Origin of the sequence: Nonomuraea fuscirosea (genome assembly GCF_035917475.1) — a bacterium.
Taxonomy (GTDB): Bacteria; Actinomycetota; Actinomycetes; order Streptosporangiales; family Streptosporangiaceae; genus Nonomuraea; species Nonomuraea fuscirosea.
Genome location: NZ_CP109074.1, coordinates 9,409,684 through 9,424,718, shown reverse-complemented (window position 1 = coordinate 9,424,718; position 15,035 = coordinate 9,409,684). Strand labels below are relative to the sequence as shown.

General features: G+C 70.7%; 18 protein-coding genes. 13 read left to right on the top strand and 5 right to left on the bottom strand.

Going from position 1 to position 15,035, the window contains the following annotated elements; all coding sequences use genetic code 11:
• Positions 1-154 precede the first annotated feature (154 nt).
• Positions 155-847: a response regulator transcription factor gene (locus tag OIE67_RS42990; protein ID WP_106244044.1), complete on the bottom strand. Its 693-nt coding sequence runs from the start codon at positions 845-847 to the stop codon at positions 155-157.
• A gap of 176 nt (positions 848-1,023) precedes the next feature.
• On the opposite strand from OIE67_RS42990, the gene OIE67_RS42985 reads away from it, so the two are divergent.
• The 10 genes from OIE67_RS42985 to OIE67_RS42940 all read left to right on the top strand — a co-directional run bounded on the left by OIE67_RS42985 (position 1,024) and on the right by OIE67_RS42940 (position 7,179).
• Positions 1,024-1,275 (top strand): MoaD/ThiS family protein, encoded by a 252-nt coding sequence (locus tag OIE67_RS42985; RefSeq protein WP_106244047.1) that lies wholly within the window; start codon positions 1,024-1,026, stop codon positions 1,273-1,275.
• Positions 1,276-1,369: 94 nt separating this feature from the next.
• Complete coding sequence (locus tag OIE67_RS42980; RefSeq protein ID WP_326631338.1) at positions 1,370-2,041, top strand: LmeA family phospholipid-binding protein; 672 nt, start codon at positions 1,370-1,372, stop codon at positions 2,039-2,041.
• 37 nt (positions 2,042-2,078) lie between these two features.
• Complete coding sequence (locus OIE67_RS42975) at positions 2,079-2,591, top strand: sigma-70 family RNA polymerase sigma factor (protein WP_106244053.1); 513 nt, start codon at positions 2,079-2,081, stop codon at positions 2,589-2,591.
• Positions 2,591-3,490 (top strand): zf-HC2 domain-containing protein, encoded by a 900-nt coding sequence (locus OIE67_RS42970; RefSeq protein ID WP_326645665.1) that lies wholly within the window; start codon positions 2,591-2,593, stop codon positions 3,488-3,490. The genes OIE67_RS42975 and OIE67_RS42970 overlap by 1 nt, the downstream gene beginning before the upstream one ends.
• Before the next feature lie 107 nt (positions 3,491-3,597).
• Positions 3,598-4,011, top strand: coding sequence for a thioredoxin family protein (locus OIE67_RS42965; RefSeq protein WP_106244058.1), 414 nt, complete (start codon positions 3,598-3,600; stop codon positions 4,009-4,011).
• A 221-nt stretch (positions 4,012-4,232) separates the two neighbouring features.
• Complete coding sequence (locus tag OIE67_RS42960) at positions 4,233-4,646, top strand: DUF4395 domain-containing protein (RefSeq protein ID WP_326631333.1); 414 nt, start codon at positions 4,233-4,235, stop codon at positions 4,644-4,646.
• Positions 4,643-5,482 (top strand): sulfurtransferase, encoded by an 840-nt coding sequence (locus OIE67_RS42955; RefSeq protein ID WP_106244061.1) that lies wholly within the window; start codon positions 4,643-4,645, stop codon positions 5,480-5,482. The genes OIE67_RS42960 and OIE67_RS42955 overlap by 4 nt, the downstream gene beginning before the upstream one ends.
• Positions 5,482-5,787, top strand: a complete 306-nt coding sequence (locus tag OIE67_RS42950; protein ID WP_106244064.1) for a DUF1416 domain-containing protein — start codon at positions 5,482-5,484, stop codon at positions 5,785-5,787. Before OIE67_RS42955 ends, OIE67_RS42950 begins: the two co-directional genes overlap by 1 nt.
• 88 nt (positions 5,788-5,875) lie before the next feature.
• Positions 5,876-6,436 carry an RNA polymerase sigma factor gene (locus tag OIE67_RS42945; protein WP_326631328.1) on the top strand — a complete coding sequence of 187 codons (561 nt, stop codon included), beginning with the start codon at positions 5,876-5,878 and terminating at the stop codon, positions 6,434-6,436.
• Positions 6,433-7,179, top strand: coding sequence for a methylated-DNA--[protein]-cysteine S-methyltransferase (locus tag OIE67_RS42940; RefSeq protein ID WP_326631327.1), 747 nt, complete (start codon positions 6,433-6,435; stop codon positions 7,177-7,179). Before OIE67_RS42945 ends, OIE67_RS42940 begins: the two co-directional genes overlap by 4 nt.
• Before the next feature lie 4 nt (positions 7,180-7,183).
• Here OIE67_RS42940 and OIE67_RS42935 read toward each other — a convergent pair whose 3' ends face one another.
• Positions 7,184-7,735, bottom strand: coding sequence for a helix-turn-helix domain-containing protein (locus tag OIE67_RS42935; RefSeq protein WP_106244068.1), 552 nt, complete (start codon positions 7,733-7,735; stop codon positions 7,184-7,186).
• A gap of 221 nt (positions 7,736-7,956) precedes the next feature.
• Between OIE67_RS42935 and OIE67_RS42930 the strand changes: the two genes are divergently transcribed.
• Complete coding sequence (locus OIE67_RS42930) at positions 7,957-9,192, top strand: hypothetical protein (RefSeq protein WP_326631325.1); 1,236 nt, start codon at positions 7,957-7,959, stop codon at positions 9,190-9,192.
• A gap of 103 nt (positions 9,193-9,295) precedes the next feature.
• Here OIE67_RS42930 and OIE67_RS42925 read toward each other — a convergent pair whose 3' ends face one another.
• Positions 9,296-10,369 (bottom strand): hypothetical protein, encoded by a 1,074-nt coding sequence (locus OIE67_RS42925; RefSeq protein WP_326631323.1) that lies wholly within the window; start codon positions 10,367-10,369, stop codon positions 9,296-9,298.
• A gap of 321 nt (positions 10,370-10,690) precedes the next feature.
• Between OIE67_RS42925 and OIE67_RS42920 the strand changes: the two genes are divergently transcribed.
• A complete protein-coding gene (locus OIE67_RS42920) occupies positions 10,691-11,023 on the top strand; it encodes a hypothetical protein (RefSeq protein WP_326631321.1) in 333 nt (110 codons plus the stop codon).
• 430 nt (positions 11,024-11,453) lie between these two features.
• On the opposite strand, the gene OIE67_RS42915 is transcribed toward OIE67_RS42920, so the two are convergent.
• Complete coding sequence (locus tag OIE67_RS42915; RefSeq protein ID WP_326631318.1) at positions 11,454-12,107, bottom strand: hypothetical protein; 654 nt, start codon at positions 12,105-12,107, stop codon at positions 11,454-11,456.
• On the bottom strand, positions 12,104-12,766 hold the full coding sequence (locus tag OIE67_RS42910; RefSeq protein WP_326631316.1) for a hypothetical protein: 663 nt from the start codon (positions 12,764-12,766) through the stop codon (positions 12,104-12,106). Before OIE67_RS42910 ends, OIE67_RS42915 begins: the two co-directional genes overlap by 4 nt.
• A 170-nt stretch (positions 12,767-12,936) precedes the next feature.
• Between OIE67_RS42910 and OIE67_RS42905 the strand changes: the two genes are divergently transcribed.
• Positions 12,937-14,892 (top strand): hypothetical protein, encoded by a 1,956-nt coding sequence (locus OIE67_RS42905; RefSeq protein WP_181307781.1) that lies wholly within the window; start codon positions 12,937-12,939, stop codon positions 14,890-14,892.
• Positions 14,893-15,035 lie beyond the last annotated feature (143 nt).

Below are 15,035 nucleotides of genomic sequence, written 5' to 3'. Positions count from 1 at the left end.
GACGGCGGTGTCCCCCACGTGACAGCGGTCGCGCAGCCCGTACGGCGACCTGTCACATCAGTGGAGCGCAGCGGGAACCCGCTGTCAATCAGAGGTCGGCGGCCGATCGGACACCGGCGGCCGGTCAGACGGCGGCCAGTTAGATGGCGGCCGGTCAGACGTTGGCGGCGTCGGCCCGGTCGGGCACGAAACGGTAGCCGACGTTACGGACGGTGCCGATCAGGGATTCGTACTCGGTGCCGAGCTTGGCGCGCAGCCGCCGGACGTGCACGTCGACCGTCCTGGTGCCGCCGAAGTAGTCGTAGCCCCACACCTCCTGCAGCAGCTGGGCCCGGGTGAACACCCGGCCGGGGTGCTGGGCGAGGTATTTGAGCAGCTCGAACTCCTTGAAGGTGAGGTCGAGCACCCGCCCGCGCAGCCGGGCGGTGTAGGTGGCCTCGTCGATGGACAGGTCGCCGCTGCGGATCTCGTCGGGCACGTCCTCGGCGGTGGCCTGCGAGATGCGGCCGGTGGCCATCCGCAGCCGCGCCTCCACCTCGGCCGGCCCGGCGCTGTCGAGCAGCACGTCGTCGGCGCCCCATTCCGCGGTCATCGCGGCCAGCCCGCCCTCGGTCACGATGACCAGCAGCGGGCAGTCGATCCCGGTGGTGCGGATCAGCCGGCACAGGCTCTTGGCCTGCACCAACTCCTTGCGCGCGTCGACCAGGACGGCGTCGGCGGGCGGGGTGTCGATCAGGGCGGACGCCTCCGCTGGGGCGACACGGACCGAGTGGAGCAGCAACCCGAGCGCCGGGAGCACCTCGGCGGACGGCTCGAGGGCGTTGGTCAGCAGCAGCAGGTTGCTCATTACGGCCTCCTCAAACGCGCAAGGACCCGGGGGCTTCGTCGCCCAGGTCCTGTAGGTGAGGATATCCCACGAGTAAGTCGCGTCCATTGCGCGTCCAACAGGTGAACAGCGCGTCTCCGGAAACATGCTTGTTAAGGACGGCGCACAATGGACGCAAACCGATTGTGAGGCAAGGCATGGCCACGGGAAAAATACGTTATTGGGCGGCGGCCAAGGAAGCGGCCGGTGTCGCCGAGGAGTCGTTCGACGCGCTCACGCTTGGTGAACTCATGACCAAAATCACACAAAATCGTACAGAACTGGCCCGAGTTGTCCGGCGCTGCTCGTTCCTGGTGGACGGTACGCCGGTCGGCCGGCGACCCCATGACGAGGTGATCCTCGGCGACGGCGTGACGGTTGAGGTGCTGCCGCCGTTCGCGGGCGGGTGACGCGGCGCTCCGAGGCGGGTGATGCGGCGCTCCAAGAGGGAAGGAGCATGCCAGTCGGTAGGCTTCTGATCCCCCGCTCATGACAGGGAGCCCCATGCGCAAGCTGATCGTTTTCCTGATCGTGCTCATCGTCCTCCTTGTCGCCGTCGACCGGGTCGCCGTGGCCGGGGTCGAGCGCGACCTGGGAAACAGGATCGCCGCCGCCGCCGACCTGTCCGGCTCGCCCACCGTGTCCATCGAGGGCATCCCGTTTCTCACTCAGGCGGCGTCGGGGCACTATCCCGAGGTACGGTTCGACCTCGGCACCTTCACCTACGGAGGCGTTCCGGTCAAGAACCTGCGGGGCGCCGCCTACGACGTGACGGCGCCCCTCGCCGACGTCCTGCAGAACCGAGCCAACATCGAGGCCCGTCGCGTCACCATCAGCGGCACCCTCACCCGGGCGACGATCGACAAGTACGCCCCCGAGGGCGTCAAGATCGGCGGCAACGGGCGCCGGCTCACGGCGTCGGGCGAGGTGACGATGGGGGTGAACAAGGTGAAGTTCAACGCGGAGATGCGGATCGAGGTCGCCGACGGCGGGATCAAGCTCCAGGCCGAGAAGATCCAGGGCGTGCCCGTGCCCGGCCAGCTCGCGCAGCTGATCTCCTACACCATCCCGTTCAAGGGGGACCTGCCCTTCGACGTCAAGGTCACCGGCGTCAAGAGCGTGGCCGAAGGGCTCGAGTTCTCCGCCGAAGCGTCTGACGTGCCGATCCGTGGATGAGGCTGAACCACTTCGCCCCGCCGTCCGTGATGAGGGTGTGAGTACAGCAGGCACCGCCGACGAGGAACTCGTGAGGACCCTCTTCGACGAGCATGCTGGGCCCCTGTACGGCTACGTTCTGCGACTGACCGGTGACTCCGGGCGGGCCGAGGACGTCGTCCAGGAGACGCTGCTGCGTGCCTGGCGACATCCCGACGCGCTGTCCGACCGTCCCATCCGCGCGTGGCTGTTCACGGTGGCCCGTAATCTCGTCGTCGATCAGCATCGCGCGAAGAAGGCGAGACCGCAGGAGACCGGTGACGAGGCGCTGGCGGTGCTGCCGGCGGACGACGAGCTGGAGCGCGCGGTCGAGTCGTGGGCGGTGGCCGAGGCGCTGGCGGCGCTGCGGCAGGAGCACCGCGAGGTGCTGCTGGAGGTCTACTACCGGGGGCGATCGGTGAAGGAGGCGTCGGCGACGCTGGGCATTCCGCCGGGCACGGTCAAGTCCCGTACCTACTACGCGTTGCGCGCCCTGAGACTGGCGCTGGAGGAACGGGGGCTGGCACCGTGATGACGTGCGAGGAGGTGCGGATCGCGCTGGGCGCCCACGCCCTCGGCGCGCTCGACCCCGAAGAAGCACTGGAGATCGACCACCATCTGGCCACCTGCGAGGCGTGCGGCGCCGAGCTGATGGAGCTGGAGGGCGTGAGCGCCTTCCTGGGCAAGGTGTCAGAACGCGATGTCGAGCTGGTGGCCAGCCCCCCGCGCCAGGTGCTCGACCGGCTGCTGAACGATCGCGCCAGGCGCAACAGGCGCGGCCGGATCCTGATGTCCGTGGCCGCCTCGGCGGCGGTCCTGGTGGTCGGCGGCACGGTGTGGACGGCGATCCAGACCAGGCCGGCTCCTGATTCCGCCGCGGCGGGGGCGCCGGCGGCCGCGCGGAGCTCCGAGCCGGCCTCGGACGCGCCCCGCATGCTGCAGGACGACAGCTCCGCGGAGCGGGCCGCGCCGGCCGATTCCGTTCAGCCGCGCAAGGCGGTGCCGTCGGCGAGCGCCACGGGACAGTCGGAGAGCGACGTCGCGCCGTACGGCGCGGCCACGCCGAAGCCTTCCGCGAGCCCCATGCCGAGCAGGAAGGCGGTCGAGAACGGCCGCGAGTTCACCGGGGCCGACCGGGCCGCCGGCTACCGCGCCACCGTGCTGGCCTGGCCGACCGCGAAGGGCACCGAGCTGGGCGTACGCGTCAGCGGGGTGCCGGTGGAGACGAGCTGCGCCCTGGTCGTCGTCGGCCTCGACGGGCGGCGCGAGACCACGATGGACTGGGTGGTCAGCCGGGAGTCGTACCAGGACAAGGCGGTCTTCAGGAGTGAGACGACGATGAGCGTCCGCGAGATCGCCAGGTTCGAGATCGTCGACAGGAAGGGCGATCGGCTCGTCGTGGTTCCCGTCCCGGAGAAGGCACGCGAATAGGTCGTGGCGCCGCGCGGCAACAGGGTGTGGCCCCCGTTCCGGGAAGGCGCACGAATGGTCCCCGTCTGCCTGGAAGCAATCGCGGGCGCGCGTGGTTGCATCGAGGGATGACGGGATTGTGGGTGGTGCTGGCGACGCTGGCGCTCGGGACACTGATCGGGGTGATCCGCCTGCGCCGCGACGGCCGCGTACGCGACACGGACGGCGAGCGGCTGTCCGCCGCCGATCTCGGCTCGGGGCTGGGCGAGCGGGCCACGCTGGTGCAGTTCTCGACCGCCTTCTGCCAGCCCTGCCGGGCCACCCGCCGGATCCTGGCCGACGTGAGCGAGCTCGTGCCGGGGGTCAGCCACGTCGAGATCGACGCCGAGTCCCGGCTCGACCTCGTCCGCCGGCTGGAGATCATGCGCACCCCGACCGTGCTGGTGCTCGACCGGGCGGGCGTGATCGTCAAGAAGGCGGCCGGTCAGCCGCGCAAAGCCGATGTCCTGGCCGCGCTGGCGGCGGCCGTACCGGAGTCGTGACTGTGAGCCACGTCACAATCGTCTCACCAACCGGACGAGATGTGACAGATGTCGAGACGCCGAGTAGTGTCGTGCTCATGAACCCGACGACAGAGCTGCTGACGAAGCGGCGCGCGGTTGATTTCTGCCGCGTCGCCACCGCGCTCTGTCGCGCTGCCTGAGGACGATCTCGCGCGGACTTTCGATCCGCCCCAAATCGACCCCTTCAGGAGCATCCCGCGATGCGTGCCGATCCTAGAGCGCTGCGCTTCGGCGCGGCCATCACCACCCTGGTCCTCGCCTCCGTCCTGGTGACGGGGAGTTCCTGGCTGCTCGCCGCCCAGACGGTGGTCTTCGCACTCGGAGCGGCATGGCGTTCGCCGTACGCGATGCTCTTCAAGGCGCTGGTCCGCAGCGCCCCGAAGGAGACCGAGGACGCCCGCCCGCCCCGCTTCGCCCAAGGGGTCGGACTGGTCTTCGCGGTCGTGGGTCTGGCCGGATATCTCACCGGGATCACGCCGCCGGCCCTCGTGGCCACGGCCGCGGCTCTCCTCGCCGCCTTCCTCAACGCAGCCTTCGGATTCTGCCTTGGCTGCGAGATGTACCTGCTCATTCGCCGTCTACTGCCCGCCGCCAAAATGGAGGTATCCCAATGAGCCGCTCCGCCGCCCTGGTGGACGCCGAGTGGGTCGAGGCCAACCTCGACACGCCCGGAGTCGTCCTCGTCGAGGTCGACGAGGACGTCAGCGCGTACGACAAGGGCCACATCCGTGGCGCCGTGAAGGTCGACTGGCGCACGGACCTGCAGGACCCTGTGCGCCGCGACTTCGTGGACAAGACCGGTTTCGAGGCCCTGCTGTCCGACCGAGGCATCTCCAACGACGACACCGTCGTGCTCTACGGCGGTAACAACAACTGGTTCGCGGCGTACGCCTACTGGTACTTCAAGCTTTACGGCCACCAGAACGTGAAGCTGCTCGACGGCGGGCGCAAGAAGTGGGAGCTCGACTCGCGCGAGCTGGTCCGCGACGTGCCCGAGCGGGCCAAGACGCAGTACGTCGCCAACGAGCAGGACACCGCGATCCGCGCCTTCCGCGACGACGTCGTCAGCGCGATCGGCAAGCTCAACCTGGTCGACGTGCGCTCGCCCGACGAGTTCACCGGCAAGCTGCTGGCCCCGGCCCACCTCCCGCAGGAGCAGGCCCAGCGCGGCGGCCACGTGCCCACCGCCCGCAACATCCCGTGGTCGAAGGCGGCCAACGACGACGGCACGTTCAAGTCCGACGACGACCTGCGCACCCTCTACCAGGAGGCCGGCGTCAACTTCGGCAAGGACACCATCGCCTACTGCCGCATCGGCGAGCGCTCCGCGCACACCTGGTTCGTGCTGCACGAGCTGCTGGAGCAGGCCAACGTGAAGAACTACGACGGTTCGTGGACCGAGTACGGCTCGCTCGTGGGCGTGCCGATCGAGCTGGGGGAGGCCCGCTGATGTCGAGCGCAGCACAGGGGTGCGGAGCACCTGAGCAGACCATCGCGTTGCCGGCCGGGATCGACCTGGCCAACCAGGCCGTGATCCAGGGCGTGGTGACCGGCGCCGGCACCGCCTACGCGCGGCTGCTCGACCACTCCGGTGAGTTCACCGGCGAGGTCGTGGTGTCCGACGACGGCATCTTCCGCTTCTTCGCCGCTCCCGGCGACTGGACCGTGCGCATCATCGCGGGCGGCGGCGTCACCAGGGACGTCCAGGTGGAGGCCAAGCTGGGCGAGGTCGCCCAGCTCGCGGTGGCCGTCTGACCCGTAAGTCGTACGAGGGGCCCGCGTCCGTGACGGACGCGGGCCCCTCGCATGCAACCGCCGCCCGCCGGGTGGTGTTGTAGAGGGTGTGAGTCACTCCGACTGCGCCGACCCGGTGCGCAAGGCACTGCTCGACGACCTCGACGAGGGGTTCGCCGAGCTGTACGCCGCCCATCGCGGCCTGGTCTTCTCGACCGCGCTGCGGCTGAGCGGGCGCCGGCCGGACGCCGAGGACCTCACCGCGGAGACGTTCCTGCGCGCGTACCGGGCGCTGGCCGGGTACGAGCGCGACCGCGTCGCCCAGCTTCAGCCGCGTGCCTGGGTGATGACGATCCTGATGAACGTCTGGCGCAACTGCGTCCGGACCAGATCCCGCAAACCGCCGCCCGACCTGCCCGGCGAGCCGGTGGAGGTGGTCGATCCGCACGAGGACGTCGAGGAGGCGGCCGTCCGCCGCGAGACCGGCGACGAGCTGGCCGGGCTGCTGGCCCTGCTGCCCGAGGAGCAGCGGGCCGCGGTCGTGCTGCGGCACGTCGTCGACCTGCCGATCAGCGAGATCGCCACCGTGCTCAAGATCCCCCAGGGTACGGTCAAGTCGCACGTGTCACGGGGGCTGAAGCGGCTACGCGCACTGGGAGGTGCCCGATGACCGAGGACCCGCTGATCGCCGGACTGGCGGCGCTGGCCGCCGAGCCGCCGGACGGGCTGCTCGATCGGATAGCGGCGCGCTGGGTCAGCGTGCCGGGGCCGATCGGGGAGCTCTCGGTGGCCTTCACCGAGCAGGGCGTGGCGTACGTGCACGCGGGCGACGGGTTCGCGCGGGCACACAGGGAGCGCTTCGGCCGTCCGCTGCTGCCCGCGGCGCGTCCGCCCGCCGGGCTGCTGCCCGCGCTGCGCACCGGCAAGCTGTCCGGGCTGCGGCTGGACCTGCGCGGCGCGAGCGCCTTCCAGCGTGACGTGCTGGAGGCCGTCCGGACGATCCCGCGCGGCGAGGTACGCCCCTACGCGTGGGTCGCGGCCCGCGTCGGCCGGCCCGGAGCGGTGCGCGCGGTGGGGACGGCGCTCGGCCACAACCCGGTGCCGCTGCTCATCCCGTGCCACCGGGTGACCAGGTCCGACGGGGTCCCGGGCGACTACGTGTTCGGCGCCGCGGCCAAGGAGCGGCTGCTGCTGGCCGAGGGGGTCGATCTGGACCGGCTCCGCCGGCTGGCCGGGGAACGCGTCTTCTACCTGGCCAGCGACACGACCGGGGTGGTGTGCTTCCCTACCTGCCACAACGCCAGGCGGATCACCCCCGCGCACCGGCACGGCTTCCGCAGCCTCGCCCAGGCCAGGGCGGCCGGCTATCGCCCCTGCCGCACCTGCCGCCCGGCCCAGCCGGATCCGGTCTGACTCTTCAGATCGGTTTGGTGGGGTAACGCATGAGGAGGGTGGCGCGGACGACGTCGGGGCCGTGCGCCCGGTAGCCGTGCGGCACGTCGGAGACCCACGAGATGTGGTCGCCGGGACCGGCCGTCAGCGGCTCCTTGATGGGGCCGGCGCTGAGGGTGCCGGTGAAGACCGTGACGTGCTCGCTGACGCCCTCGTGGTGGGCGGGGGAGGTCTGGGTGAGGCCGGGCGGCACGCGTACGCGGTAGAGCTCGTAGGTGACGCGGTCGTCCTCGAACACCTCCAGCAGCTCCGCCTCGATCGCCGTGCCGCGCATGATCTGCGGCTCCGGCGGCGCGTCGAGTATCGCCCCGATCGGCACCCCGAGCTGCGCGGTGATGGCCCAGAGCGTGTCGAGCGTCGGGTTGCGGGTGCCGGTCTCGACGCCCGACAGCGTGGCCTTCCCGATGCCGGCGCGCTTGGCGAGCTCGGAGAGCGAGACGCCGCGGGCCTGCCGCAGCTGCCGCAGTCGATCTCCCACCACGCGGGGATCGGTGTCCATGGCCGGCCGCGAGTCCATACAAGCCATGGTGCCGCAGAATCGGCCGAACGGGTGCCTCCAGGGCCGGCGGATGCGCCGGGCGGCGGCCGTAGCCGCGCGTCCATGATCGATCTGCGGAGCGTGACCTTCTTCCCGTGTTGCGGCTGCGGCATGAGGGACAGACCGATACGATTCCACAGATGTCCGGATCGACAGGTGTGATGGTGCCTCCGCGACCTGGGCCTACGCCGGCTCAGCGGATGCCGTCGCCGTACTCGCTGCCCCTGCACGCACTGCGTCTCGCGGGGAAGTGCGCCCTGCCCTTGATCTTCTGGTTCGCCGCCGGCGAGCTGGCGCGCTACGTGCTGATGTACGCGGCGACGGAGGTCGCGTACGGCGACTTCCGCCAGGTCCGCCTGGTGCTCGTGATGACCCTGCTGACGGTCATCGTGCTGACGGCGATGACGGTCACGACCGGCATGCTCTACACCCTGCGCAGCTCCCTGTGGGAGATCCGCGCCAGGGAAGGGGTGGCGGACGAGCGCTTCTTCCGCGCGCTCGACCGGGTCGCCCCGGCGTTCGCGGTGCTCTACCTGGCCTGGGGCTTCCAGAACCAGGACGCCAGGGACACCATCCAGATGGACTACTTCCACAACTTCCAGGAAGGGCTGAACAACTCCCTCTTCGGCGAGGACAACTTCGTCGGCCGGGGGCTCATCGACCTCGACTGGCGGGTGTCGATCGGCGCGATGGTCGTCACGTTCGGACTGAAGATGCTCTTCGCCAAGCTCGTCGAGAACGGCAAGGGGAAGTTCGCCGGCTTCGGCGCCGCCTTCTCCGAGTTCGCCTTCGTCTTCTACGGCCTCAACGGCACCGTCGCCATCGCGGACGCGCGCTCCGAGTGGATGGAGCACCGCGCGGTGATCGCCGACACGAAGGACGTCTGGGAGAAGGCCCAGGAGAGCCTGCCGCTGTGGAAGGACGTCACCGGCGTCTTCGACGACCTCTGGCCGGTGTTCCTCGACTCGGTCGCCGTCCCTCTCGCCTGGCTCACGGTGGCGATGCTGGTCTTCGGGGCGTACTCCGACGAGACCCGCACCCTGGTCAAGGGCACCGCACTGGAGCGGGGCGTCGAGCGGCTCGAAGGCGCCCACGACCTCACGCAGAAGTCGTTCGACCAGGTCACCGGCGGGTTCAAGGATCGCTGGCTGCCGCTGGCCAACTCCCTGCGGATGATCTACCGGGCCGGGTTGCCGCTGTTCGGCATGATGTGCCTGTGCTACGTGGCGCTCGATGTGGGCGGCCAGTACGCCGACCGGGGGCTGCGCACGCTCATCGGCTCGCAGTCGGAGTGGATGTGGACGGTCCAGGGGCCGCCGCTGGCCTTCGTCCGCGACTGCGTCGTCACCGTGCTGACCATGGCGCTGCTGGCGGCCACGTACGACATCGCGGCCACCAGAGCCCGCCTCGGCGGCGAAACACTCGACGACGCCTGAGCTCGGCGCCTCACCGGCGTCTGAGCTCGGCGCCTCACCGGCGTCTGAGCCCTGCGCTCACCGGCGTCTGAGCCCTGCGCTCACCGGCGTCTGAGCCCTGCGCTCACCGGCGTCTGAACCGCAGCACCTCCGTGTCCTGCGGCATCTTCTCGACGACGTCGCGCTTGAACAGGTCCTCGGTCGGGGTGTCCGAACGGTAGTTGCTCGGCCTGAGCAGCAGTTCCACCTCGTCCGCCACCTTGGTCGGCACGATCGCCCCACCGGGGATCCGGTACGTCTTGCCCACCTCCAGCCGCTCCGTCGGCCGTTCCGCGTCCGTGGAGACCTCCACGACCCAGGTGCGGCCCGCGCGGTCCGTCAGCTTCATGTCCCTGGGGAAGGCGGTCATGGTGGCGCTGCCGGCGTCGAGGACCTTCTTGGTGACGTTCACCTCCAGCCAGGTCACCTCAGGGCCGTAGCCGCCGTTGCCGGCCGGCATCTTCATCGGCTTGATGGCGGCCGTCCACTCGACCTTGTTCACCGTGCCCGACTGGCCGGCGGCGACCACGATCTCCTTGGTCTCGTCCTGCGTCTGCACGGTGTAGAAGCCGTAGCCGTCGTAGGTCTGGGCGCCGGTGATCAGCAGCGACACGAGCACGGCGCCGACCCCGATCAGCACCTTACGACCACGGGACTTCCCAGCCACCGCCCGCCCCGCCCCGGGCCCACTCTGCTGCGCTGTGACCGCCGTATGCCCCGCCTGTGCCGGCTGTCCCGATCCCGGTCGCCCCGGTTGTCCTGGATACGCGGCGCCTGGGCCCGTCGCGCCCGCCGCCGGGAGCGGCATGCCCGGCTGTGGCGTGCCCGGCTGCGGAGAGCTCGCCGGATACGACTGCCCGGGAGTCATCGTCTGCTCGGGCGCGGATGCCTGCGGTCCTCCCGGCCACCCCTGCTGCTGCGGGTAGCCCCCTGGGCCGTCCTGCTGCCCGTACGTGGCGTCCGGTTGTCCGTACGTGGCGTCCGGTTGTCCGTACGCGGTGTTCGCGGCGTCCGGTTGCCCGTACGCGGGGTTTGACGGGCGGTCGGAGCCCTCCTGCGGCGGTCCCGGCTCCGCGACCGGGGTGCCCCGTTCCGCGTGCCTGCGGCCGGGGTAGAGGGGAGTGGACCCGCCGACGGCGGGGAGGGGCTGGGTGGCCATGCCGGGCGGCTCGGGGGCCTGAGGGGCCTGTGCGGGCGGCCAGACCTGCTGGTCCGGGTGCGAGTGCCGGCCGCCCTGAGCGGCCCGCCCCTGCGGCGAAGGAACGCCGTATCCGGGAAAGCCCGGACCGGACCCTTGCCCCGGTTGCTGCCCCTGCGCCGCCGCCCGCCTCCGGGTCGGCCTGCGCCGCAACAACGGAGCCTCCCGTCGCTCCACCCCTCCGGCCGCCTGCGCCTCCTGCCCGTAACCCGCTTGAGCTTCGGGGGCCTGTGGGTCCAGCCCGTAGCCCGTCTGCGCCCCGGAGGGCTGAGGGTCCTGGCGATGCCGGGTCTGAGGTCCGGAGGGTGGTGCTTCCCCGCCGTGCCGTGCCTGGTGGCCGGGCGGCGGGGGCTGCTCACCGTGCCAGGCCTGCTGCGGCGCCGCCTGCGGGTCCTGCCCGTGGCGGGGCTGCGGTCTGGCGGGCGAAGTGTCCTGGCCGGGACGTGCGTGCTGGCCGAGGAGCGGGCCATAAGGCCTGGTGTCACCGGCGTCGTCCAGTGCGTCGTACGCCGGGCCCAGCGGCGCGCCCGACGGCGGACCCTGAGCGGAGGACTGGGGCAGACCCTGCGGCGAGCTCTGGAGCGGACCCGGCACGGAACCCTGTGGGGGGCCTAGCGGAGATCCCTGTGGCGCGCCGGGAGCCGGGGGGAACTCCACGGCCGGGTGAGCACCACGCCCGGACGGCGGCGGCTGCCGGTCCGGCGGCGGCTGGAGCCCGGCGGGCTGCTGCGCACTGGCCGGCGGCTGCACGGGTGGCGACTGCAGCCCGGCAGGCTGCTGCCGACTGGGCGGCGGAGGCTGGAGACCACCCGGAGCCTGCCGCCCGCTGGGCGGGGGCTGGAGGCCGTCCGAGACCTGCCGTCCGGAGGGTGGGGCCTGGAGGCCGTCCGGGGTCTGCTGTCCGGAAGGTGGGGGTTGGTAGGCGTCCGGGGCCTGCCCGGACGGCGGGGAGGGCTGACCGGGCGGCGCCGGGGGTTCGTCCTCGCGTCGTCTCTCGCTCCTGGGCGAGAACCAGTCGCGCTCGTCGTTCGTACTCATACCGCGATCACTTCTTGTCAGTCGAGTAGACGGCCTGCGCCGACGTGGCCAGCTTGCGCGCGCCCTCCTCGTCCAGGCCGAGATCGATCTCGATCTCCGGCTGGTACGACTCGACGAGGAAGGAGCCGGGGAGAGCGTACGTGACGGTCGCCCCCGCCAGGGCCGACGGCGGCACCTCGAAGAAGGACTGGCCGGCCCGCCAGATGTCCGGCTGCACCCACTTGCTCGCCAGCGACAGGGAGTTGTCCACCCGGTCGGTGGCGGCGAACTTCTTGCCCTCGGCGGTCGTCAGCACCGGCTCCCCCAGGTGGTACGGCTTGAGGGCGGACGTGGCCTTGACCGTGAGGATGAGGAAGATCTGGTCGGTCTGGAGGGTCTTGTCGCCGCTCTTGATCGACTTGGCCGCGACGACGTTCTCCAGCCGCACGCTGAAGCGCCGCGCGTCCACGGTCTCGCCCTTGGCGCCGCTGTAGACGAGCGGATCGCTGGTCTCGAGGTCGGACATGTGGTGACTTTGCACCCACATGGCGACGGCGATCAGCGCCACCCCGGCGAGCGCGGCGAGCGCCTTGGTGCCGCCGGCGGCGCCGCCCGCCCGGCGCTGCGCCCGCCTGGCGCCGCGCGAGGGCACCATGGAGGAAGGCTGCTGGGTGGTGGTCACGTCGTGCCCTCCTTCTTGACCGGCAGCACGACCCGTGCCTTGATCTCGGGCATCTGCCGGTCACCGACCTCCTTGCTGGCCAGCGACCAGTACGGAAGTGCGGCGACGGGGTCGGCGGAATACTCGAACGATCCCACGTCCAGTGTGATCTTCTCCGGCGGCTGCTCGTTCTCCTTGAGCCGGTAGCGCAGGATGACCTCGCTCTGCACCCCCGGGTGCAACTGCCTGCTCTCCCCGCCCTTGACGCGGACGAACGTGAACGGACCCGCGTCCTTGGGGAAGGCCGGCGAGATCTTGATCAGCGAGCCGGCGAAGTCACCGCTCGTGACGGCGCTCTCGGGCTTCTCCGGCGGCATCCCGATCCCCGAGGTGTCGTCGCCCAGGTTGACGACGTCGAAGACCAGCTCGACGAAGCGCTTGTCCTCTTCCCAGTCGAACTGTCCCTTCTCCACCGTGACGCGCGACCCGACGAACTTGGTGGAGTAGCGGCCCTGGTCGAGCACGGCGCCCTGGCTCAGGGGCTCCGGTTCGTCGGGGGCCTCGCTGAGCCCGCCGAGCAGAGCCGTGATGCCGACGACCGTGAACGCCGTCAGGGCGATCGCGGGCACCACTACCGGGCGTCTCGGCTTGTCAGTGCTGCCGCCGGAGGGTTCCGTCATGGGTAAGGATGGTAATAGGTATCGCTTGTCCCATCTGCCGCAATGCTCCCATCGGACTGGTCGAATTGCCGAGAAACCCTGCCGCTACGGGCCTTGTAGCTCATACGCTGTCACGGAGCGGAAAGGGCTGATCCCTACTCCTCATGACATACCGGCGGCCGGAGGGTCACGTGGCGGACGTGCATCCCGAGCATGCCCAGCTCCAGGCGGACCGCATCTACCTGGGCTGGCAGTACATCCTGCTGCACCCCGACCCAGGCCCCCCGCCCAGGCGCCCCTCTCCCGCCGAGGAGCCCTCTCCCCAGGTCCAGGCCGAGGACGACCCCGCCCGCCTCGAACTGCTGCGCCGCGAGCGGCTCCAGGAGGACATGCTCAACCGGCCGGTCCGGGTCTTCCGCATGTTCATGCTGATCCTGACCGTGCTGATCATCGCCGCCGCCCTGGCCGGCTACCTGCCCTGGTCGTTCGCCCTGGTCGGGCTCGTGGCCGCGGGCGGCGTGGCGGCCGTGTGCAGCTTCGCGCTGATGCAGGGCGACCGCGCGGTCCGCTACCGGGTGCTGGAGCAGCAGGCCCGCGACGAGCGGCAGCAGCGGGAACGTGACAAGGAGCTGTTCCAGGCCCAGGAGGAGCACGCCCAGCGCTACCGCGAGTGGCAGGAGTCGAAGGACCGGCACGACAAGCAGCTCACCTGGTACGCCGTCGCGGTGCCGGACGAGATCGACCGCATCGACGTGGCCGGCGGGACCTTACCCGGCTGGTCGGCGCTCGTGACGCTGCTCGGCGCGACCCGGCTCTACAGCGGCGGCCATCTGACGGTGCTCGACCTGTCGGAGGGCGCGATCGCCAAGGACCTCATCGAGCTGGCCCGCAAGGGTGGCGACGACCCGCTGGTGTGGGTGCTGCCGGTCGACCTGCCCAAGCTCGACCTGGGCGCCACGCTGAAGCCCGAGGCCTTCGCCGACGTGCTGGCCCACGTCGTCAGCGTGAGCGAGGAGCACCGCACCACCCGCGACCTCAGCTTCGACAACGCCATCCTGGAGCGGGTCCTGGAGGTGCTCGGCGAGAACGCCACGATCAGCCAGGTCACCGCCGCGCTGCGGGCGCTGGCGCAGGTGGGCGACCCGCGCGACGACCTCAGGTTCGGGCTGATCACCGCGACCCAGCTGGAGCGCATCGGCACGTTGTTCGGGCGCGGCGTGAGCGACCGGGTGGTGATCGAGCGGGCGTGGGCGCTGGAGTCTCAGCTGCGCAAGCTGGAGACGCTGGGCACGCAGGCCGTACGGCTGCCGCCCGCCAGGCTGCGCGTGGTGAGCATGGACCGGCAGGCGGGCGTGTTCGGCAACCGGGTGCTCGGCACGTACGTGGCCACCGCCCTGACCCACATCCTGCGCCAGTCGCCCGCCTCCGACCGGCCCTGGTACCACACGATCATCGTGGCGGGCGCGGACAAGCTCAGGGGCGACGTGCTCGACCGGCTGATGGACGCCTGCGAGACCTCGCGTACCGGGCTGGTGCTGACCTACCGGTCGCTGACCCCGGCCGTACGCGAGCGGCTCGGCCGAGGGCACGCGGCGGTCGCGTTCATGCGGCTCGGCAACGCCGAGGACGCCCGGGTCGCCAGCGAGCACGTCGGCACCGAGCACCGGCTGGAGCTGGCCCAGCTCACCGAGACGATCAGCGACTCGCTGCCCGGCCTCGACGGCGGCTACACCTCCACCGTCGCCCAGCTCGACGACGACGAGCACGAGGGGCGCGACGAGAACCACGAGGACCTGGCGGGCGACATCACCGAGTCCACGGAGTGGGGCAGGACCGCCGACAAGATCGCGGAGAAGGAGCGGGTGCTGCAGCGCTCGCGCGAGTTCCTGGTCGAGCCGCACCAGCTCCAGCAGCTCCCCACGACGTCCGTGATCGTCACGGACGCCACGGCGGAAGGGAGGCGCGTACGCCTGGCAGACGCGAACCCGGCCATCCTCACCTTTCCCAAGACCACGCTCGGCGAGCTGGAGGACGTGCGCGAGGCCGTACTGGCGCTCGATCCCCGGGCCGGGGACGGCGACGGAGAGCCGCCGCCGAACCTCGGGCCACCACCGCCACGCCTGGACTGGCGCAAGGGCAGGCAATGACATGGTCAATGTCAAGGTGACGAGCTGACGGTTGGCGGAATTTAACAAAGAACCGTCTGTGGGGGAATGAAATGCAGCCGAGTGTCTCGCTGAGCGGGCCCTGGTATCGAATCCAATCGATCGCAGCACCCTCGCGAAGCTCG